Below are 21,096 nucleotides of genomic sequence, written 5' to 3' on the forward strand. Positions count from 1 at the left end.
GACCGGCCCGTCAGTGCGCCGAACGGAGGATAGACCATGCTTCAGAAAACCAGCCATTTCATGCGGCAGGCCAATCTCATCAACGGCGAATGGGTGCAGGCCGACAGCGGCCAGACGGTCGACGTCAACAACCCCGCCACCGGCCTCAAGATCGGCACCGTGCCGAAGTCGGGCAAGGCCGAGACCCGCCGCGCCATCGAGGCCGCGGACGCCGCCTTCAAGACCTGGCGCAAGACGACCGCGCTCGAGCGTTCGAAGCTCTTGCGCAAGCTGCACGATGCGATGATGGACAATCAGGACGTGCTCGCCGAGCTCTTGACCATCGAGCAGGGCAAGTCACTGTTCGAATCGAAGGGCGAGATCGGTTCGGCCGCGGCCTACATTCTATGGTTCGCCGAGGAAGGCCGCCGCACCTATGGCGACGTCGTGCCCTCGCCATGGGCGGACCGCCGCATCCTGGTGACCAAGGAACCGGTCGGCGTCATCGCCGCCATCACGCCGTGGAATTTCCCGTCCTCGATGCTGGCCCGCAAGCTCGGTCCCGCGCTCGCCGCCGGCTGCACCGCCGTGGTGAAGCCCGCCTCGCAGACGCCTTACTCAGGCCTCGCCTGGGGCGCGCTTGCCGAGGAAGTCGGCTTCCCCAAAGGCGTCGTCAACATCCTGACCGGTTCGGCCAGCGAGATCGGCGACGAGATCTGCGCCAATCCGCTGGTGTCCAAGATCACTTTCACCGGATCGACCGAAGTCGGCAAGCTTCTCATCCAGAAGTCGTCGGTCACCGTGAAGAAGGTGTCGATGGAGCTTGGCGGCAACGCGCCGTTCATCGTCTTCGACGACGCCGATATCGACCGTGCCGTCGCCGGCGCCATCACCGCCAAGTACCGCAATTCGGGCCAGACCTGCGTCTGCACCAACCGCTTCCTCGTCCAGGCCGGCGTCTATGACAGGTTCGTCGAGAAGCTGGCTGTGGCCAGCAACGGGCTGAAGGTCGGTTCCGGCCTCGAGGAAGGCGTGCAGCAGGGACCGCTGATCGACGAGAAGGCGGTCGAGAAGGTGGAAGAGCTGATCGCAGACGCAACCTCGAAAGGCGGCAAGATCGTCGCTGGCGGCAAGCGTCATGCGCTGGGCGGTTCGTTCTTCCAGCCGACGGTCATCGCCGATGCGACGCCCAAGATGCGCTTCATGAAGGAAGAGATCTTTGGCCCGGTCGCCCCGGTGTTCAAGTTTGAGACCGAAGCGGAAGCCATCGCGCTCGCCAACGACACCGAATTCGGCCTTGCCTGCTATTTCTACACCGGCGATCTCGGCCGCGCCTTCCGCGTCATGGAGGGGCTGAAATACGGCATGGTCGGTGTAAATGAAGGCCTGATCACCACGCCGGAGGCGCCGTTCGGCGGCGTCAAGGAATCGGGCCTCGGCAAAGAAGGCGGACATCAGGGCATCGAGGATTACCTCGATACCAAATATGTCTGTATCGGCGGCCTCGGCCTCTGATACCTTATCCCCGAGGTCGACGGGCCTAGCCCGCCGACCTCGGGTTGAGAAAACCTGCCGAAATCCTTTGGATCAACTGACGTTTGCGGGCATGGCAATGAAGGACGGCGAGGTTTTCGGCACGACGCAGGCAGGCGAGCCGGTGCGCCGCTTCACCATCAGGGGCGGTGGCCTCACCGCCAACATCATCGGGCTCGGCGCCATCATCCAGGATTTGCGCCTGACCGGCCATGATGCGCCGCTAGTGCTCGGCTACGACACGCTGGAAGCCTACGAGGCCGACAACGCCTTCTTCGGCGCGGTGGTCGGCCGCTATGCCAACCGCATCCGCGACGGCCGCTTCACCATTAACGGCACCCGCTACCAGACCGAGCAAAATTTCCTCGGCAAGCATACGCTCCATGGCGGCTCGCAGGGCTATTCGCACCGGCCGTGGGCGGTTTCGCTGCATGGCCGGGACTTCGTTACGCTGACGCTACACGATCCCGACGGCGCGATGGGCTTTCCCGGCGCCCTCGACGTCACCTGCACCTACCGGCTGAAAATCCCCGGCACGCTGAGCGTCGAGTTGACGGCGACCTGCGAGGAGCCGACGCCGTGCAATCTCACCCAACATTCCTATTTCAACCTGGATGATGGCGGCGCCGGCGACATTCTCGACCACAGGATGATGCTGAACGCCGGCGCCTATCTGCCGGTCGACAGCGACATGATCCCGACCGGCGTGGTCAAGCCGGTTGACGGTACGCCCTTCGATTTCCGCCAGGCGCGGCCGCTGCGCATGGAAACCGAGGGCGAGCAACTGCCTTACGACCAGAACTTCTGCCTCGCCGCGGCGCGCGGGCCGCTGCGGCAAGCGGCATGGACGCAAGGGGCGAGTTCCGGCGTCGAGATGGAGGTCTGGACCACGGAGCCTGGCGTTCAGCTCTATACCGGCCAGTATGTGACGCCGCGCAAGGGGCTCGAAGGCCGCGACTACAAGGCTTTTTCCGCCTTCTGCCTGGAACCGCAAATATGGCCGGATGCGCCGAACCGGCCGTATTTCCCGCAGGCGACGCTATGGCCCGGCGCGATCTATCACCATGTGACGGAATATCGTTTCCGCCTTCTATAGGTCTCCAGGCGGCTAGTTTTCGAACGCCGCCCGCAGCGTCTCGAATGGCGCCAGGGCGCCGCGGACCTGCACCACGGCAGCGGCAACGCGATGTGCCCGACTTGCCGCTTCGCGCGGGCCATGGCCGGCAAGTCGCGCCGCGAGATAGCCGCCATTGAAGGAATCGCCGGCGCCGGTGGTGTCGACGGCGGCCGCGACATGGATCGCCGGCACGTCGTGAAGAGTACCGTTTTCAGCAATGAGCGCCGGCTGTTCGCCATTCTTGATGACGACTTCACCGACCCGTTGCCGGAGCCGCTCGGCGGTCGCTTGCGGCGTCGCATCCTCAAACAACATCTGCTCGTCGGGGAAGGTTGGCAGCGCGATGTCGGTGACGCCGAGCGCTTCGACGATAGCCGCCTGCGCGTCCTCGCGAGTTCGCCAGAGCCGTGGCCGGTAATTGGGGTCGAAGGCGATCAGCGAGCCAGCGGCACGCGCCTTGGCCACGGCCGCTAGCAGTGTTTTGCGCGCGGCATCGTCCAGAATTGCCAAAGTGATTCCGGAAAAATACACAAGTGCCTGATTTTCAAGGTTTTTCGACAGTGCAGCGGGATCCGAGGCAAGCTGCCGGGCGGCGGCGTCGCCGCGCCAGTAGGTGAAGGAGCGCTCGGCACCGGTCAAGGTGATCGCATAGAGGCCGGGCCGAGCGCCAGCTATTATCGGACTGGAGCCGATGCCGATGCCGTTTTCGGCGAAGAAGCCGATCTGGCCCTGCGAGAAGGGGTCGTCGCCGAAGGCCGAGACATAGGTCGCTGGCCGGTCTTCGCTCAACGCATGCAGCGCCCACAGCGTGTTGAACGTGTCGCCGGCAAAACCCATGCGCCAGTTCGGGCCGGTCTGGCCCGACAGTTCGAGCATGCATTCGCCGATCGAGGCGACGCCGTTTCCCGCCATCTGCAATCCTCCAGTGATTTCGGTGCTGTAGCTTTTTGCCGGCGGCAGCGCCATGCTTGGCAAGCAGGCTTTTTTGCGCCACAGCGTTTTCCCACAGGCTGGCGGGACGCGATCCACCCGGCCGAGCGTTATCCGCAGAAGAGGAACCGGTTTGGCATCGATATGGCGTTATCTCTTGGCGGGTCTTGGTCTGGCTGCTCTGCTGGTCGGCGTTCTTGCGGTCGTCTATCTGACCGCGCCGCAATCGGCGCAGATGGTCGGCCCGGATGTCTCGCGGACGAAGAAAACCGACAACGGGCTGTACATGGCGAGCTTCGTACCGGAACGGGGCGTGGTGCGGCAGGGCGAACTGGAATCCTGGCTGCTGACGCTGAAAACAAAGACGGGGGCTTCGGTGGAGCGCGCCGCGATCGCCATCTCCGGCGGCATGCCGCAACACAATCACGGCCTGCCGACCAGCCCGCAGGTGACCGACTATCTCGGCGATGGCCGCTACCGCATCGAGGGGCTGAAATTCACGATGAGCGGCTGGTGGCAACTTCGGTTCGCCATCTCGTCGGGCGCCGGCTCCGATACAGTGCTGTTCAACGTGGTGCTGTGAGCGATCGATGAAGCGCCTTTTCTGCTTTCTGGCGCTGATGGTCGCCGTCATCCTCGTCGGCTGCGGCAAGCCGGATTTTTCCGACGCGGAGAAGAAGACCATAGCCTCGCTGGCGTTGAACACGCTGCCGTCGCTGAAGCCCGACACCACCAATCGCTTCGCCGACGTGCCGGCCGCCGCCGCCCTTGGCTCGACGCTGTTCTTCGATCTTGGGATGAGCCGCGACGGCACGGTGTCGTGCTCGACCTGCCACAAGATAGACCGCCAGTTCCAGGACGACCTGCCGCAAGCGGTCGGCGTCGGCCATACCAACCGGCGCACCATGCCACTGGCCGGCGTGGCGCGCGATCCGTGGTTCTTCTGGGACGGCCGCCGCGACAGCCTGTGGGCACAAGCGCTGACGCCGCTGGAAAACCCTCTGGAGCAGGCAGGAAACCGTACTGCCTACGCGCACTACATCAAGGCACGCTTCGGCGAGCGCTATGAGCGCATTTTCGGGCCGCTGCCCGATTTTGCCGGCATTCCGCTGAATGCCAGCCCGCTTGGCAACGATGCCGAAAGGGCTGCCTGGAACGCGATGAGCGATGCGCAGCGCGACGCCATCAACCGCGTTTACGCCAATATCGGCAAGGCGATCGCGGCCTTCGAACGCTCGATCGAGCCGGCGCAGACGCGCTTCGATCGCTTTGCCCTGGACCTTGCCACCGGCGCCGAGCCGAAGAGCGATGCCGTCTTCACGCGGGAAGAAATCCTCGGGCTGAAACTGTTCATCGGCAAAGCCAATTGCGTGACCTGCCACAATGGCCCGCGCTTCACCGACAACGGTTTTCACAACACTGGCGTGCCACCCGTCACGGACCTGCCGCCGGACCGGGGGCGCGTCGATGCGGTGGCACAGGTCGAAGCCGATCCGTTCAACTGTTTTGGCGCCTATCGCGACGGCGACGTCAGCGCCTGCGGGGAACTGCGCTTCATGGTCAAGGATGGGCCGCAGCTGATCCGGGCTTACAAGACACCGTCGCTGCGCGGCGTGGCCACGCGGCCGCCCTATATGCATGCAGGGCAGTTTTCGTCGCTCGACGAGGTGGTGGCGCACTACGCCAAGGCGGCGCCGAGCGTGGAGGGGACAACCGAGATCCACCCGCTGCAGCTGTCGGACCGCGAACGCGCAGCGCTGGTGGCGTTTTTGAAGACGCTGTCGGAGTAGGCTCTTGTTTGACCATCATCTTGTCCGAAAACCGGCATCGACTTTTCGGGATCACGGTCAGCGATCCTTCACCGTCTCCATCGCCACGAAGGTCGAGGTCTGGGCGACATGGGGGAGCGCCGAGATGCGCTCGCCGAGCACGCGGCGGTAGGCAGCGATGTCGCGGGTGCGGACCTTGAGCAGGTAGTCGAAGCTCGACGCCATCATGTGACATTGCTCGATCTCCGGCACGGCCTGCACCGATCGGTTGAAAGCGTCGAGCGCGGCGGAACGGGTGTCGGACAGTTTCACCTGGACGAAGGCGACATGGCCTTCGCCCATGCGCTCACGGTCGATGATCGCCTGATAGCCCCTGATGTATCCGTCCTTCTCCAGCCGCTTGACCCGCGCCTGCACCGGCGTCTTCGAAAGACCGACCTTGGCGGCGAGTTCCGACATGGAAAGCCGACCATTGCCCGCCAGCGCCGACAAGATGTTTCGGTCGATGCGGTCCAATTGGTCTTCTGTCATCAAAATCACCGTACAATCTCTAAGGAACTGGCACAATGATAGATCGATCGGACTATCTCGTCGATTTCTTTGGACCGACTGAAATCCGCGCCTGTGCTAGCTTGCGCCATTCGGTCCGGTGACCGCCGGCCCGCTCCCTGATGCTCGTTCCACGGGACCCGCCATGCCGCTCGACACCATCCGCCAGCAGATCCGCGCCAACTATCTTCCCGACGAAGACGAGGCCGTGAAGCGGCTGGCCGAGGCGACAGGGCTTTCGGCTGGGGATCGCGATGCGATCTCAGCGCGAGCCGCCGATCTGGTGCGGGCGGTGCGCGGCTCGTCCGATCCCCGGCTGATGGAGGTTTTCCTCTCGGCCTACGGCCTCTCCACCAAGGAGGGCGTGGCGCTGATGTGCCTGGCCGAGGCGTTGCTGCGCGTGCCCGACACCGAGACGATGGACGATCTGATCGCCGACAAGATCGCGCCGCATGACTGGTCGGCGCATTCCGGCGGATCGAGCTCGATCTTCGTCAACGCCTCGACCTGGGCGCTGATGCTGACCGGCCGTGTCCTCGACGAGGGCGAGGGCGGTATCGAAGGCACGCTGCGCTCCATGGTGCGCAGGCTGGGCGAGCCGGTCATCCGCAAGGCGGTGGCCGCCGCCATGCGCGAGATGGGCGAACAGTTCGTGCTCGGCCGCACCATCGCGGAAGCCGTCAAGCGCGGCCGGCCGATGACGCAGAAGGGCTACCTCTATTCCTTCGACATGCTGGGCGAGGCGGCCCGCACCGAGGCCGACGCGCTGCGCTACCACAAGGCCTATGCCGACGCGATTTCCTCGCTCGATGCCGGCTCCAACGGTCCCGACATCAGGCAGAACCACGGCATCTCGGTGAAGCTCTCGGCGCTGCATCCGCGCTACGAGGTGGCGCAGAAGGAAGAGATGCTGCCGGTCATGGCCGAGCGGCTGTTGTCGCTGGCACTCGCAGCCAGGCATTCGCGCATGGGTCTCAACATCGACGCAGAAGAGGCCGACCGCCTCGATTTGTCGCTGGATGTCATCGAGCGCGTGCTGGCCGAGCCGGAACTCGCTGGCTGGAACGGCTTTGGTGTGGTGGTGCAAGCGTACGGGCCACGCGCGGCCTTCGTCATCGACTGGCTCTACGCGCTGGCGAAGAAATACGACCGCACAATCATGGTGCGGCTGGTGAAGGGCGCCTACTGGGACACCGAGATCAAGCGAGCGCAGACGCTCGGACTTGCCGGCTATCCCGTCTTCACCCGCAAGGCCAACACCGACGTTTCCTACATGGCTTGCGCGAACAAACTGCTCGGCATGACCGACCGCATCTACCCGCAATTCGCCACCCATAACGCCCACACCGTCGCCGCCATCCTGTCGATGGCCACGAATCGCGATTCCTTCGAATTCCAGCGCCTGCATGGCATGGGCGAGGCGCTGCACGAGACCGTGCGCCAGGCCGAAGGCACGCGCTGCCGCATCTATGCACCGGTCGGCGCGCATTCCGACCTTCTGGCCTATCTGGTGCGCCGCCTGCTGGAAAATGGCGCCAACTCCTCCTTCGTGCACCAGCTGACTGACGAGGATGTCGAGCCGGAAGACATCGCGCGCGATCCGCTCGAGACGGTGGAAAGCCAGGGTCCTGCTGCCAATCCGGCGATTGCCCGGCCTTCTCAGATTTTTGGCGTCGGTCGCCGCAATTCGAAAGGTTTTGACATCACCGACACGGTGACGCTGGCGGCCATCGACAAGGCCAGGGCGGCGTTCGCCGGGCCGGACCGCTGGCACGCCAAGCCGATCACCCGGGCTGCCGGCTATGGCAAGCCACGCCCGGTCGTCAATCCGGCCAAGCCCGATGAAGTGGTCGGAACGGTTCACGAGGCCGCCGCCAAGCAGGTTACGATTGCCGTGCGCATCGCTGTGGAAGCGCAACCGGCCTGGGCAAAGCGTCCCGTTGCCGAACGCGCCGCCATCCTCAACCGCGCAGCCGATCTCTACGAAGCCAATGCGGTCGAGTTCTTCGCGCTCGCCACCCGCGAGGCCGGCAAATCGCTGGCCGACGGGGTGGCGGAAGTGCGCGAGGCGGTCGACTTCCTGCGCTACTACGCCGCCGAGGCGGCCAATGCCGAGACCGGCACGCAGGCGCGCGGCGCGATCGTCTGCATTTCGCCGTGGAATTTTCCGCTCGCCATCTTCACCGGCCAGATCGCGGCAGCACTCGTTACCGGCAATTCGGTCATCGCCAAGCCGGCCGAACAGACACCGCTGATCGCCTTCCGCGCCGTCGAATTGCTGCGCGAGGCCGGCGTGCCGGAAGACATCATCCAGCTGCTGCCCGGCGATGGCCCGTCGGTGGGCGCGCCGCTGACCGCCGACCCACGCATTGCCGGCGTCTGCTTCACCGGCTCGACCGAGGTCGCCAAGCTGATCGAGAAACAGCTGGCCGAGACCGCGGCACCCGACGCCATGCTGATCGCCGAGACCGGCGGTTTGAACGCCATGATCGTCGATTCCACCGCGCTGCCCGAGCAGGCGGTGCGCGACATCCTCGCCTCTGCCTTCCAGAGTGCCGGCCAGCGCTGTTCGGCGCTGCGTGTGCTCTACGTGCAGAAGGACGTCGAGAAGAAGATGCTGGAGATGCTGAAAGGCGCCATGGAAGCGCTCAACATCGGTGATCCCTGGCGGATTTCGACCGATGTCGGTCCGGTCATCGACGATGACGCGCAGTCCTCTATCCGTGACTATTGCACCAAGAAGGGTCTCGAGGGCCGGCTGATCGCCAAGCTCGAGGCGCCGAAGGACGGGCGCTTCGTCGCGCCGCATGTCTTCCGAGTCAAAGGCATAGAGGAGATGGAGCGCGAAGTCTTCGGGCCGGTATTGCATGTCGCCAGCTTCGACGCTGATGAGATCGACGCGGTGATCGCCGCCATCAACCGCAAGGGCTATGGCCTGACGTTCGGCCTGCATACCCGCATCGAAGGCCGCGTCCAGCATTTCGTCGACGGCATCCATGCCGGCAACATCTACGTCAACCGCAACCAGATCGGCGCCGTCGTCGGCTCGCAGCCCTTTGGCGGCGAGGGGCTGTCCGGCACCGGGCCGAAGGCCGGCGGCCCGCACTATCTGCGCCGCTTCCGCAAGGGGCCGGAAGCCGGTACGGAAGTTGGCGATGGCCACAAGGTGACGGCGACCGAACTGGCCGACAATCTGCCCGATCCGGCCCTCCGCGGCTGGTCGACGCGCCCGGACCGGATCGCCATCCTGAGGAAGCATTTGCGCGGCAAGGGCGCGGCTGCCATCGGCGCCGCTGCTGGCATCGATTTCGGTCAGGTCGACCTGCCCGGGCCAACCGGCGAGGCCAACACGCTCTCGCTGTCGCCGCGCGGCCGCGTGTTGTGCCTGGGGCCGGATGCCGAGACGCTGCTTGCCCAGACGATCCAGGCGCTCGCCGCCGGCAATGCGGTGCTGGCCGTTGCCCCAGGGGCGCCGGCCGCATTGTCGGCGCTGACCGGCAAGGGCTTGCCGCTCGCCGCTATCGATGGGCGTCCCGATCCGGTCGAGGCGCGCTCGCTGCGCGTCGATGTCGTCGCTTTTTCGGGCACGCCGGAGGCGGCGCGCATCGTGCGCAAGGTCATCGCCGATAGGACCGGCCCGATCGTGCCGCTGGTCAGCGAGGTGCTCAACCCGGCCGCCTATGCCCATGAGCGCGCGGTCTGTGTCGACACCACGGCCGCGGGCGGCAATGCCAGCCTGCTTGCCGCGGCCTAGTTCAGCCTATTCTCAGGCGCCCTCGACGACCGAAAAGCCCTCGAATTGCGGGTGGCCGAGATAGTGCACCTTCGTCGTGCCGACATTCCTGTGCGCGGCGCGGAAATTCTCCGACTTGGTCCAGGCGACGAAATCGTCCTGGCTCGCCCACACCGTGTGCGAGGCAAACAGTGTGTAGCCTTCGGTCTCGTTGACCGGGCCGCGCAGCAGATGGAATTCCCGAAAACCCTTCATCTCGGCAAGGCTGGAATCGCGGTTCTTCCACACGGCCTCGAAATCGGCTTCCGAGCCGTTCTGCACCTTGAAGCGGTTCATGGCGATGTACATGGGGTTCCTTTCTGAATTGGTGGACTGCTGCGATTGAAGGATGCGGGTTAGCCGCTCTCAGAACGGACCGATCGCACCGGTGAATTCCAGACTGTTGCCGACCTTTGGCGGGATCGGAGGGAAAGGGGCCGCCTTGCGAACGAAACCAAGCACGATCTGGTCGAAAGTTGCCGAGCCCGAGCTTTCAACGACACGCAGCTCATCGATGTTGCCCTGCCGGCCGATGACGAAGGTGACAACGGTGTTGCTGCGCGCCGTCGCTTGCAACGAAGGCGGCACTGCTCGATAGACGCGGCCAAGTTTGCTGATGACGTCGCTTCGGTAGCTGGACTCAGCGGCGGCCCCCGCCTCGTTCTGCCTTCTGCCCTTGCTGGCTGCCTGCGCCAGCCGATCCTGCCCATCTGCCGTGCCGCGCTTCTCGTCCGCTGCTTTTGCATCTGCGCCCGGAGTTGGCCTGGCGCTGGGGATCGGCGGTTGCTCCGGAACGGCGACAGGCATCTCAGCGGTCTCGGCCTGGACGCTCGGCTGTGCCGGTGTTTCGGCCCTGGCAGCCACACTCTGGTCATCACGGTGCGGGGTCGCCGCCACCAGTATGTCAGGTGTTGCCGCAGGCTGTTTGACAGCTTCCGGCAAAGGTTTGGGCGGCGGCTTGGCTGCTTCCGGGATGGGTTGGGGAGTTTGCTTTGCAGCTTCCCGCTCGGGCTGCGAGGGTTTTGTCGGCGGCACCGGTCTGGCCGCCGGCTCCGGTTTGGTCGGCTGCGGTTTTGGCTCCAGCGTGACATTGATCGCTGCTGGATCCTTGTCCAAAGCGGTGCCGGCCACCTTGTCGCCTGCGCGATCGCTGCCTTCCGGTTGCTCCGCATTCCTGGAATCGAATGTGCCGGCGGGCGAGATCAGAAAGAATGCCGCCATGGCGGCGTGAAGCAGGCCGGAGACGACGAGGGCAATCGGCCATCGGGCCGCCGGCCGCGCGGCTGCAAGCGGCTCGGCCGGCGCTATCGCCAGCTCGCTGCCAGCGTCGGGGAGGGGACTGATTTCCTGCATGTCGCGGGCCGGAAATTGCAGCGGCCAGCGGGCAAAAGTCAAATCAAGATCGTTTGCCCCTGGCGTCAGCGATCCGTGGCCGGCCAGCGGCCACGCAACGGTATTTGCTGTGAATGCGGGGTGCAGTCCCAAAGCCGTTCTCAGACGCCGAAGGCGATGCCGGTCTTGGTGTCCGTCTTCAGCCTGCGCATGCAGGCGGCCGGTTCGACGCCGGCGCCTGCGCATTCGGTCGCGCTGTTGATCAGCACGCGGCTGACCTTGGTGCAATCGGTGCCGGCGAGATCAAAGCGGGTCACCTTGGTCTTGCCTGCCGTCAGGTCGTTGAAATCGAGCACGGTCAGCCGGTCGACAACGCCGGCCTCGTTGAACAGGGCGATCTCGAAAGCCGCCTTGGAGAGGTCGGCACCGAGATTGTTGTTGACCAGGAAGGTCAGCCGGCAGCCCTTGTCGGAGGGTTGCGCGGCATTGAGCTCCAGGGTCAGCGCGGGGGCCGGCGCGGACCCCTTCAGCCCACGCCGGAACCATCGCAAGCGACATCGCCAACGTCGAGGGCAGCAGACGAAGGGATGTCGTCAAGCTCGCCATGCCATCAGCCTCCAAATCGCATTGTTGCCGCCAGTTTCAGCGTTATGCCCGGCTCATAGACCGCGACTGTCGTGCTGCCGTTCAGCGGGTTGGCGTATTTGACGTCGAACAGATTGTCGGCGCGGAAATCGACCTTCAGATTGTCTGTCGCCTGGTAGGTGGCGAAGGCATTGACCAGCGTGTAGTCCTCGGCCACCGCATTGCCCTTTGGTTTGCCATTGTACTGAACCTCACCACCAACGGTCAGCTTGTCCTCGAGGAAGCGCAGCCCGAGCTGGGCGGTGACCTGGGAGGACGGGATGGTGGCGAGATCGGCTTCCACACCCTTGTAGGAAATGGTGTGGCCATTGGTGATCGAGGCCGAAAGCCCGGCATAGCCCCATCCGGCGTCGTAGACGCCTTCCAGCTCAAAGCCGTCGATCTTGGCCTGGGCGAAATTCTGATACTGGAAGCAGATCGGAATGCCGGGCCCGAACGGGCAGCCGCTGCCTGGAGCGAACGGCGACAGGGTCACGCCATCGATATAGTCATCGACATTGTTGTGGAAGTAGGCCGCCTTGACGCGAAGCGCGTCGCCGGATTCGAAGATGTCGTTCTGCCTGTAGTTGATGCCGAATTCCGTCGTCTTGCCGGTCTCAGGCCGCAGATTGGGATTGGGCAGGAACGGGAAGGTGACGCCCGCCGGGTGGTTGCCGCTGATCAGCGTCTCCGTCAGCGACGGCGACCGATAGCCTTCGGCGTAGGTGCCGTAGAATTGCAGGCCGGCAAGGCCGGCGCTTTCGAACGGCGAGACGCCGACGGTGATGCGCGGCGACAGCCGGTCGCCCGAGGTCTCGCGCGTGCTGTCCTTCAGGCTGTAATTGTCGTAGCGCAGTCCGGCGATGACTTCGAGCCAGTCCCAGGTGAGCTTGTCCTGGACATAGGCGCCGGACACGTTGCGCTTGCCCGAAGGCGTGTAGAAACTGTCGCCGCCGGCCGTACCGCCCGTCTTCACATCGTCGCCGACCCAGTCGCCGCCATAGGTCAATTCGTGGGCGATGCCACCTGTTTCGAAGCGCGATGTGTTCCAGATGTCGATACCCGTGGTGCCGACGTCGAAAGTCGATTGCGACCCCGCCGGCAGGACAGTGGGAAGACCCGTTATGGGATCAAACCGATTTTGCGGGACAAGGCTGGTCAGGTCGAGATTGGTCTTGTTGTACGAGGTGTTGATGTGGAGATCGAGCCAGCTCTTGTCCTCGTCCGTGATGTTGTAACGGGCGGTGAACGTGTTCGACTTCAGGTCGACGTCGTTGACCGGCACGCCGCCGCTGGTTTCGTCCCAGCCGTCGCTTGAGCCGACCCAGCCCAGTTTCAACTCGCTGTTCTCGGTCGGCCGGATGCTGGTCTTGAGCAGGCCGCTCAGCACGTCGAAGCCGGTGCCGTTGACGGTGTCGCCGCCGCCATCCTTGTAGTTGTCGTAGGTGCGGTAGACGATGTTGCCGAGTGTGTCCCAGTTCTCGTTGAAACGGTAGGCGCCGGTGGCGCTGGTGGTCCAGCCCTTGCCGTTGCTCTCATAGCGTCCGGTTACCGAAGCCCCCCATGTTTCCTCCGGCTTGAGGAAGTCCGCGGCGTCCTTGGTGTCGAAGAAGATCACGCCGCCGATGGCGCCCGATCCATAGGTGTTGGCGACCGGACCACGGATCACATCGACGGATTTGACGAGTTCGGGGTCGATGTAGAAGGTCGACTGGGTGCCATGGTCCGAACGCTGGAAATCCTGGCGTGCGCCATCGACGATGACCGCGACGCGGCCGAAATCCTGGAGGCCGCGAATGTTGATACTGGTGCTGACGCGTCTGGCGTCGGCCTGTGTCGCGACACCGGGCACACCCAGCAGCATCTCGTTCGGCGTCGTCGCCATGCGGCGGGCGAGTTGCTCCTGGTCGACATGGCTGGCCGAGGCCAGTGATTCTATCGCCGTTTCGCCGGTGCGGCTGATAACCAAAATCTTGTCGAGCAGCGTTGCGCCCGCAGGGGCAGCTTTTTCCTGGTCAGCCTGCTGCGACTGATCCGTCTGCTTGCCCGCCGGCTGCGTTGCCTGTTGTGCATGCGCCGATGGTGCCGATAGGGCGATCGCCGCCACGCTCGCCAACAAGGCCGCCACACCGTTCGCCGCCGACCGGCCGCGCAGTTCCCAGTTCAAAAACCCCATGCCCCAACTCCAGATTCCAGGTTTCGTGCTGGCTGGCCTGGGGCTCGCTGGCATTTTTCATCGTGTCCGGCGTCTTAAATGTTGACTCGTTTACTCCGGTATTGCACTGACTAGTAAACATGATTATTCAAGTCAAGAAATGAATCGGCAATTTCGCAACGCTTAGCCAGGTGCCCGGCACAGGAAAGGGATCGACCCAGATGAACACGCACAATCCCAACGATTTTCGCTATCGCGTCCGCCGTTCCGATGATGCCTACAGCCGCTTCGATCGGATCCCGCTGGCGGTGCGAACGCTCTCCAGCAACACGCTGTTCCAGGGCGAGCACGAGATCGGCATCGAGCATCATGGCGCACTCTACCGGCTGAAGATCACCCGGCAGGGCAAGCTCATTCTCAACAAGTAAGGCAAGGCAGTAGGGGTAAGACATGGACCAGCGCGTAAAACCCGCCCCGCATGAAATCCGGCGGGCACGGACAGAAGATCCGAAATCGCGGGAGCGTGACCTGGCCGCCCAACTCGGCATTTCGGAAGCCGAGTTGGTCGCCGCGCATTGCGGCGACGGCGTCGTTCGCATCGAACCGCGCGTCAACGACCTCTTGACCGGGCTCGAGGCGGTCGGCGAGGTGATGGCGCTGACCCGCAACGAAAGCGCCGTTCACGAAAAGATTGGCGTCTACGACAAGGTCGTTGCCGGCAACCACAATGCCATGGTGCTTGGCGAGAATATCGACCTGCGCGTCTTCCCGAAGGTCTGGGCGCATGGCTTTGCCGTGGAGAAGCGCGACGGCGACGAGATCCGCCGCAGCCTGCAGTTCTTCGACGGGGCGGGCGAGGCGGTGCACAAGGTGCATCTGCGGCCGGCCTCCAGCCTCTATGCCTACCAGAAGCTGGTCGCTTCGCTGGAATCGTCCAACCAGGAACCGACGATCGCCATCTCCGGGCATGCCTCCGATAATGAGGGCGAGGCCACGGCGACGACCGCCAACCTTGACGATCTGCGCGACCGCTGGAGCCGGCTGACCGACGTGCACCAGTTCTTCGGCATGCTGAAAACGCTCAAGCTCAGCCGCCGTCAGGCGGTGCGCATGATCGGAACGGACTATGCCTGGCTGCTCGACAATGACGCGGTCCGCGCCATGTTTCACCACGCCGCCGAAGGCGAACTGCCGATCATGTGCTTCGTCGGCAACCGCGGCTGCATCCAGATCCATTCCGGACCGGTCAAGTCGATCAAGCCGATGGGGCCGTGGATCAATGTGCTGGATGAAACCTTCCACCTGCATTTGCGCACCGACCACATCCATGAAGTCTGGGCGGTGCGCAAGCCGACCAAGGATGGCCATGTCACATCGCTCGAGGTCTTTGGCGCCGAAGGCGAGATGATCATCCAGTTCTTCGGCAAGCGCCATGAAGGCGAAAGCGAGCGCGACGATTGGCGGTTCCTGGCCGAGAACCTGCCGCGTATTCCGAGCCCGACGGCAGCGTGAGGGACAGTGTGATGCGGTTTTTCCCTACCCTGCCGGCGATGCGCCTATCGATGCTTGCGCCGATCGTCGGCCTTTCCGTTGCCGCGCTGCAGCCGGCCGGCGCCGCCGAGGGCGTCTCGGTCTTCTCCGATCCGTCGAAGATCGCCGCCATAGGCGGTTCGATCACCGAAATCGTCTATGCGCTTGGCGAGGAGAAACATCTGGTGGCGCGCGATTCCACCAGCAATTATCCGAAAGCGGCGCTCGCCTTGCCCGATGTCGGCTATATGCGCGCGCTGTCGCCGGAAGGCGTGCTGTCGGTCAATCCGACCGGCATCCTGGCGCTGCACGGCAGTGGCCCCAAGGAAGCCGTCGACGTGCTGAAGAAGGCCAGCATCCCCTTCATCGAGGTGCCTGAACATTATAGCCACGACGGCATCCTCGAGAAGGTCCGCATCGTCGGCAAGGCGCTTGGCGTCGATGCCAAGGCCGAGGTGCTGGCCAAGGAACTCGATGCCAAGCTGATATCAGCCGAAAAGCAGACGGCGTCGATCAAGGAGCGCAAGCGCATTCTGTTCGTGCTGTCGGTACAGGGCGGCAAGATCCTGGCGGCCGGCAGCGAAACCGCGGCCGACGGCATGGTCAAGCTGGCGGGCGGAGTCAACGCCGTCGACGGTTTCTCCGGCTACAAGCAGATGTCCGACGAGGCAATCATCACCGCCAGGCCCGACGTGATCCTGATGATGAGCAATGCCGGGCCGCCAGTGTCGGACGACGAATTGTTCGGCAACCCGTCTGTTGCCTCGACGCCGGCAGGGGTCGCGCGCAAGCTGATCCGCATCGATGGCGGCTATCTGCTCGGCTTCGGGCCGCGCACCGCCGACGCCATTCACGACCTCGCCGTCTCGCTCTATGGCGCTGAAGTCACGGACTGAGCGGGCGGATCATGGTCGATCAATCGATCGCCGGCCCGGTGAAGGTGATGGCGAATGCATCCGAGGGCGACCGCTCGGGCCGCGCCCGCATCGTCATCCTGTTGCTGTGCCTCGGGCTCGCGGCCGCCATATCTTTGTCGCTCACGTCGGGGGCATCAGATGCTTCGGCCGTCAGCGTCCTCGGGGACTGGCTGCTTGGGGCCATTCCGAGCGATGCGGCGCTGAGCACCCGTGACAGCCTGATCATCTACGACATCCGTTTGCCGCGCATCATCCTCGGCATGCTGGTCGGTGCGGCGCTCGCGGTCTCGGGCGCCGTCATGCAGGGGCTGTTTCGCAATCCGCTGGCCGATCCCGGCCTGATCGGCGTTTCCGCCGGCTCCAGCCTCGGCGCGGTGGCCATCATCGTGCTCGGCATCACGGTGCTGGCGCCGGTGACGGCCTTGCTCGGCACGCTTGCGCTGCCGCTGGCGGCCTTCTTCGGTGGCCTTGCCTCGACCCTGGTGCTTTATCAGGTCGCGACGCGACGTGGCCAAACCTCGGTCGCCACCATGCTGCTCGCCGGCATCGCGCTGGCAGCCCTTGCCATGGCGTTGACGGGCATCCTCATCTTCATGGCCGACGATCGCCAGCTGCGCGACCTGACATTCTGGTCACTCGGATCGCTGGGCGGCGCGACATGGGCGAAGATCGGTTCAGTCGGGCCGATCATTATACTGGCGCTAGGGGCGATGCCATTCCTGGCGCGCGGCCTCAATGCGCTGGCGCTGGGCGAGGCGACCGCCGGCCATCTCGGCATACCGGTGCAGCGGCTGAAATACACGGCGATCATCGGTGTCTCGGCGGCGGTCGGCGCCTCCGTCGCGGTCAGCGGCGGCATCGGCTTTGTCGGCATCGTCGTGCCGCATCTGCTGCGGCTGCTGATCGGTCCGGACAATCGCTATCTGCTGCCTGCCTCGGCGCTGCTCGGTGCCTCGCTGCTGCTGTTGGCCGATGCCGTTGCACGAACCGTCGTGGCGCCGGCCGAATTGCCGATCGGCATCGTCACCGCGATCGTGGGTGCGCCGTTCTTCCTGTGGATACTGCTGCGCAAGCGCGTCGTGGTCGATCTCTAAGACCTGGAACCTGTGAGGCTTTGATGATCGAGGCAAGGGACGTTTCCGTCGATATCGCCGGCAAGCGCATCGTCGGTGGTGTCGATTTCGATGCGCGGCCTGGCGAAATAGCGGCCATCGTCGGTCCCAACGGTTCGGGCAAGACGACCTTCCTGAAGGCGTTGTCGGGCGAGCGCGCCTCTACCGGGCGCGTCGCTCTCAACGGCCGAAATCTTTCGTCGATGAAGCCGGCCGAGATGGCGGTGCATCGCGCGGTGCTGCCGCAGGCGACGACGCTTTCCTTCCCGTTCACGGTGCGCGAGGTGGTCAGGCTCGGCCTTGTCGGCGGGCGCTCGGGCACCTTGCCGGGCGAGGATGCTCGGCTGCCGGAGCGGGCGCTGGCGCGCGTTGACCTCGACGGTTTTGCCGGACGTTTCTACCAGGAGCTTTCGGGCGGCGAGCAGCAGCGCGTCCAGCTTGCGCGCGTGCTGTGCCAGGTCTGGGCGCCGGTGCTCGACGGCAAGCCGCGCTACCTGTTCCTCGACGAGCCGGTTTCCAGCCTCGACATCAAGCATCAGCTGATCATCATGAACATCGCCCGTGATTTTGCCAAAAGGGGCGGGGGCGTGGTCGCCATCCTGCACGACCTCAATCTGACGGCCATGTATGCCGACCGGATCTTCGTCATGCATCGCGGCCGGCTCGTGGCCACCGGTTCACCACAGGACGTGCTGAGCGATGACCTGATCGAAAAAGTGTTCGATTGCCGGCTCAGGGTCGGCGTGCTGCCGGTCGGCAACATGCCGTTCGTGTTGCCTCAATCAGCGGTCTATTGATATTCAGGTGAGGCCGGCCTGCGAATGGCGGTTTCCTGCGCTTCCAGTACTCACGTCCCCAAACGTACGCTCCGTTCCGGTTCTCGGAACCCGCCATTCTCGACTCGGCCTGACCTGAATCTCAACAGACCTAGCCAGACGCGGGGAGACTTGCTCACGCGGCCGGGGCGCGGCGCTCCAGCATGTCGATGCCGAGCAGGTTGCGCACGTTCGGCCTTGCCGCCACCATGTCCGCGATCGTGTAGCGGGCGAGCACGGCGAAGAAGGCGTTGAGGGCCTCGCGCAGCGCCGAATTCAGCGCGCAGCTGTCGACCAGCGGGCATTCGGCGGCATCGTTCTCGAAGCATTCGGCCATGGCGAAGCTTTCCTCGGTAACGCGCACGACGTCGAAGAGGCTGATCGCCTCAGCCGCGCGGCCAAGCCTGACGCCGCCATTCCGGCCGCGCACCGTCTCGACCAGTCCATTCTCGACCAGCGGCTGCAGGATCTTGAACAGGAACAGTTCCGACACCGAATAGGCGGCCGCGATTTCGGGAATGCGGCTCAACCGGTCATTGTTGGCGGCACAGTACATCAGGATGCGCATGGCATAATTGGTCTGGCGTGTAAGCCGCATTTCGTCCTCACTACGCGCCGGCGCGGTGCAACCATGCCGGATTCCCGAACTTCGCCGCCGCGGCTCTGATCCCGGAGTTTCGGATTCGCCGCGCTGGCCTCGATCCGAATATGGCCTATACCTTGGAACAATTCCAGACTAGCCGGGCATCATAGATGAATATTCTCGTCAACTTTATGTGCGCAGCCCGGCCAAACGCTGGGAAAACCGGCCACAACGGGCATTCCGGCTGATGAAACCCTAGATAGGCCCGAGATCGACCCCCGAGATCGACCTGAGGTCGACCTGAGATCGACGAGGAGCAGTTCATCCATGTCACAATCGGCTCCGTCCCTGGCGCCTGTCCGTTTCGATGCTGACGCGGCCGTCAAGCTCTCGGCGTTGCGCCGCACCAAATTCATCGCCACGGCGGCGCTGGGGCTTTGCGTGCTGTTGTTCGCCTTGGCCAAGTCGTTCCAAAGCACCTATCCGTGGCTGGGGTTCGTCGCCGCCTTCGCCGAGGCGGCGACCATTGGCGGTCTTGCCGACTGGTACGCGGTGGTGGCGTTGTTCAGGCGCCCGCTCGGGCTGCCGATCCCGCACACCGCCATCATCCCGGAAAACCAGAATCGCATCGCCGACAATCTCGGCCGCTTCATCGAGGCCAATTTCCTGGCGCCTGAGCCGGTGCGGGAAAAGCTTGCCGAGGTCGATTTTGCGGCACTCGTCGCCGATTGGCTGACCGATGCCGAACGCGCCGCCGGCCTGTCGCGCTTCGTCGTTCGGCTGGTGCCGCAGACACTTGCCGCGGTCGAGCAGTCCGGCCTGCGCGGCTTCGTCACCAGCCGCATGCTCGAGCAGATCGAAAAGGTGCCGCTGGCGCCGCTGGCGGCGGAACTGCTGTCGGCGCTTACCGATGACCGCCGTCATCAAAAACTGTTCGACGAGTTCATCAAGGTGGTCGGCCGCTTCCTCAACGACGAGCAGGCGCTGGCGACGATGCGCGAGAAGATCCGCGAGGAGCTGCCGTCGCTGTTCAACCTGTTCAGGGCCGATGCCTATCTCCTGAAGAAGATCGTCGCCTCGGCGGGTTCCTTGCTCGACGAGGTGCGCGCCGATCCCGACCACCCGATGCGCGCCGAGTTCGATCGTTTTGCGCAAGGCTTCGTCGAGCGACTGCGGACGTCCAGGCAATATGCAAAGCGTGCCGAGAAGATGAAGCATGATTTCCTCGCCCGACCCGAAGTCAGGGCGCTGGCCGGCGATATGTGGCAGAGCCTCAGCCTGTTCATCGAGCAGGATGCCAAGGCGCCGAATTCGGTGATCCGGGCGCATCTCGCCAACATGTTCGTCGAGGTCGGCCGCCATCTCGCCGGCGATGCGCAGATCCGGGCCGACATGAACCAGGGGTTCGTCGTGGCGCTGGCCTCCTTCGTCGAAAGCCAGAAGAGCGGTGTGTCGAAATTCATCGCCGATCAGGTCAAACGCTGGGACCTGGCGCAACTGACGCGGCTGATCGAGATGAACATCGGCCGGGACCTGCAATATATCCGCTTCAACGGCATGATCATCGGCGGGCTGGCGGGTATCGTGCTCTACACGATCGAGCTGCTGCTCCCGGTCAATTGATGCGCATTGATCGTCAGGCCCGTCTTCGAAATGGACACACGGCAGCCGAGTGCTATGCTCCCGGCGAGGGTATCCGCATTTGCGGCTAAGGGGAGACATCATGGCAAAACAACCGGAATCCGATTCCTTCATGGACATGTTCGGCAGGTTCGGCCGCGACCTGAAGGTGCCCAATGTCGATGTCGAGGCGATCCTTGCCCATCACCGCAAGAACCTCGAAGCGTTGGAGAAATCGGCGCGAGCGGGCGCCGCCGGCGCGACCTCGCTGTTGTCGAGGCAGCGTGAACTGCTGCAGGACACACTGCGCGAAATCGCCGACATGGCGCAGAGCTACCGCGCGCCGGGCAATCCGCAGGAACTGATGGCCAAGCAGACGGAGTTCGCCCGGAAATCGTTCGAGGCGGCGCTTAAGAATGCCGGTGAAGTGGCTGAACTGGCTCGCAAATCCGGAACCGAATCGATCGAAATCCTGCGTGCACGCATCAAGGAGGCGATGGAGGAAATCCGCGCCGGCTACGGGCAGAAATAGGCTTCCGCGGCCTGTCGTTTCGTCTTGGGCGGGACATGCCGGTTTGCAGTTTCGCAACCCTGCGCATAGTTGCATTCGCGCCACGTTATAAGCGTCGGCGCCCCTGGAACGTGCGAAAATCCGAATTCGGCCTGCCATTGCGCGGCAAGGCATGGCACGGTTCAGCCGGAGTTCGACGGAACCGATTCACAAGGGGTGAATTGACAGGGGCCATCCGTTCGTGGTCC

The 21,096-nt window shown here is 64.1% G+C and carries 18 protein-coding genes and 1 pseudogene; 12 read left to right on the forward strand and 7 right to left on the reverse strand.

All coding sequences use genetic code 11. The features are described 5' to 3' along the window. Nucleotides 1–36: 36 nt before the first annotated feature. Complete coding sequence (locus tag JG747_RS18710) at nucleotides 37–1,494, forward strand: NAD-dependent succinate-semialdehyde dehydrogenase (protein WP_019858638.1); 1,458 nt, start codon at nucleotides 37–39, stop codon at nucleotides 1,492–1,494. Between the two features lie 91 nt (nucleotides 1,495–1,585). After that, complete coding sequence (locus JG747_RS18715; protein ID WP_202359788.1) at nucleotides 1,586–2,608, forward strand: aldose epimerase family protein; 1,023 nt, start codon at nucleotides 1,586–1,588, stop codon at nucleotides 2,606–2,608. A gap of 12 nt (nucleotides 2,609–2,620) precedes the next feature. Here the strand turns inward: JG747_RS18715 and JG747_RS18720 are convergent, their stop codons facing one another. Continuing rightward, nucleotides 2,621–3,541 (reverse strand): sugar kinase, encoded by a 921-nt coding sequence (locus JG747_RS18720; protein WP_202359789.1) that lies wholly within the window; start codon nucleotides 3,539–3,541, stop codon nucleotides 2,621–2,623. 151 nt (nucleotides 3,542–3,692) lie between these two features. Between JG747_RS18720 and JG747_RS18725 the strand changes: the two genes are divergently transcribed. After that, entirely contained in the window at nucleotides 3,693–4,142 is a 450-nt protein-coding gene (locus JG747_RS18725; protein ID WP_027046936.1) for a FixH family protein, read from the forward strand. A 7-nt stretch (nucleotides 4,143–4,149) separates the two neighbouring features. Beyond that, a complete protein-coding gene (locus JG747_RS18730) occupies nucleotides 4,150–5,349 on the forward strand; it encodes a cytochrome-c peroxidase (protein WP_019858634.1) in 1,200 nt (399 codons plus the stop codon). Nucleotides 5,350–5,406: 57 nt separating this feature from the next. Here the strand turns inward: JG747_RS18730 and JG747_RS18735 are convergent, their stop codons facing one another. Next, the gene (locus tag JG747_RS18735; protein WP_027046935.1) at nucleotides 5,407–5,859 is read right to left on the reverse strand and encodes an Lrp/AsnC family transcriptional regulator; all 453 of its coding nucleotides are present in this window, start codon (nucleotides 5,857–5,859) and stop codon (nucleotides 5,407–5,409) included. Nucleotides 5,860–6,022: 163 nt separating this feature from the next. Between JG747_RS18735 and putA the strand changes: the two genes are divergently transcribed. Continuing rightward, the gene (putA, locus tag JG747_RS18740; RefSeq protein ID WP_202359790.1) at nucleotides 6,023–9,631 is read left to right on the forward strand and encodes a bifunctional proline dehydrogenase/L-glutamate gamma-semialdehyde dehydrogenase PutA; all 3,609 of its coding nucleotides are present in this window, start codon (nucleotides 6,023–6,025) and stop codon (nucleotides 9,629–9,631) included. Between the two features lie 12 nt (nucleotides 9,632–9,643). Here putA and JG747_RS18745 read toward each other — a convergent pair whose 3' ends face one another. From JG747_RS18745 to JG747_RS18760, 4 genes and pseudogenes are all read right to left on the reverse strand, one after another. Beyond that, a complete protein-coding gene (locus tag JG747_RS18745; protein WP_019858631.1) occupies nucleotides 9,644–9,958 on the reverse strand; it encodes an antibiotic biosynthesis monooxygenase family protein in 315 nt (104 codons plus the stop codon). Between the two features lie 57 nt (nucleotides 9,959–10,015). After that, on the reverse strand, nucleotides 10,016–11,044 hold the full coding sequence (locus JG747_RS18750) for a TonB family protein (RefSeq protein WP_236952031.1): 1,029 nt from the start codon (nucleotides 11,042–11,044) through the stop codon (nucleotides 10,016–10,018). Nucleotides 11,045–11,142: 98 nt separating this feature from the next. Beyond that, nucleotides 11,143–11,587: pseudogene (locus tag JG747_RS18755) on the reverse strand (hypothetical protein). A gap of 4 nt (nucleotides 11,588–11,591) precedes the next feature. Further along, complete coding sequence (locus JG747_RS18760; RefSeq protein WP_027046932.1) at nucleotides 11,592–13,781, reverse strand: TonB-dependent hemoglobin/transferrin/lactoferrin family receptor; 2,190 nt, start codon at nucleotides 13,779–13,781, stop codon at nucleotides 11,592–11,594. A gap of 200 nt (nucleotides 13,782–13,981) precedes the next feature. Here JG747_RS18760 and hemP point away from each other — a divergent pair, with 200 nt between their 5' ends. The 5 genes from hemP to JG747_RS18785 are packed head-to-tail and all read left to right on the forward strand — an operon-like array spanning nucleotide 13,982 to nucleotide 18,116. Beyond that, on the forward strand, nucleotides 13,982–14,188 hold the full coding sequence (gene hemP, locus JG747_RS18765; RefSeq protein WP_019858627.1) for a hemin uptake protein HemP: 207 nt from the start codon (nucleotides 13,982–13,984) through the stop codon (nucleotides 14,186–14,188). Nucleotides 14,189–14,210: 22 nt separating this feature from the next. Further along, entirely contained in the window at nucleotides 14,211–15,272 is a 1,062-nt protein-coding gene (locus JG747_RS18770; RefSeq protein WP_019858626.1) for a hemin-degrading factor, read from the forward strand. 11 nt (nucleotides 15,273–15,283) lie between these two features. Continuing rightward, the gene (locus JG747_RS18775) at nucleotides 15,284–16,186 is read left to right on the forward strand and encodes a heme/hemin ABC transporter substrate-binding protein (RefSeq protein ID WP_019858625.1); all 903 of its coding nucleotides are present in this window, start codon (nucleotides 15,284–15,286) and stop codon (nucleotides 16,184–16,186) included. Nucleotides 16,187–16,197: 11 nt separating this feature from the next. After that, nucleotides 16,198–17,301 (forward strand): FecCD family ABC transporter permease, encoded by a 1,104-nt coding sequence (locus JG747_RS18780; protein WP_202359791.1) that lies wholly within the window; start codon nucleotides 16,198–16,200, stop codon nucleotides 17,299–17,301. Nucleotides 17,302–17,324: 23 nt separating this feature from the next. Then, entirely contained in the window at nucleotides 17,325–18,116 is a 792-nt protein-coding gene (locus tag JG747_RS18785) for a heme ABC transporter ATP-binding protein (RefSeq protein ID WP_202359792.1), read from the forward strand. Between the two features lie 154 nt (nucleotides 18,117–18,270). Here the strand turns inward: JG747_RS18785 and rirA are convergent, their stop codons facing one another. Beyond that, complete coding sequence (gene rirA / locus JG747_RS18790; protein ID WP_019858621.1) at nucleotides 18,271–18,732, reverse strand: iron-responsive transcriptional regulator RirA; 462 nt, start codon at nucleotides 18,730–18,732, stop codon at nucleotides 18,271–18,273. Between the two features lie 312 nt (nucleotides 18,733–19,044). On the opposite strand from rirA, the gene JG747_RS18795 reads away from it, so the two are divergent. Together JG747_RS18795 and JG747_RS18800 are read left to right on the forward strand one after the other, a co-directional pair. Then, the gene (locus tag JG747_RS18795) at nucleotides 19,045–20,340 is read left to right on the forward strand and encodes a DUF445 domain-containing protein (protein ID WP_202359793.1); all 1,296 of its coding nucleotides are present in this window, start codon (nucleotides 19,045–19,047) and stop codon (nucleotides 20,338–20,340) included. Between the two features lie 100 nt (nucleotides 20,341–20,440). After that, on the forward strand, nucleotides 20,441–20,869 hold the full coding sequence (locus tag JG747_RS18800) for a phasin family protein (protein WP_202359794.1): 429 nt from the start codon (nucleotides 20,441–20,443) through the stop codon (nucleotides 20,867–20,869). The last annotated feature ends 227 nt before the right edge of the window (nucleotides 20,870–21,096 follow it).

The sequence above is a fragment of the Mesorhizobium sp. 131-3-5 genome (assembly GCF_016756575.1).
In the GTDB taxonomy this organism is placed as follows: Bacteria; Pseudomonadota; Alphaproteobacteria; order Rhizobiales; family Rhizobiaceae; genus Mesorhizobium; species Mesorhizobium jarvisii.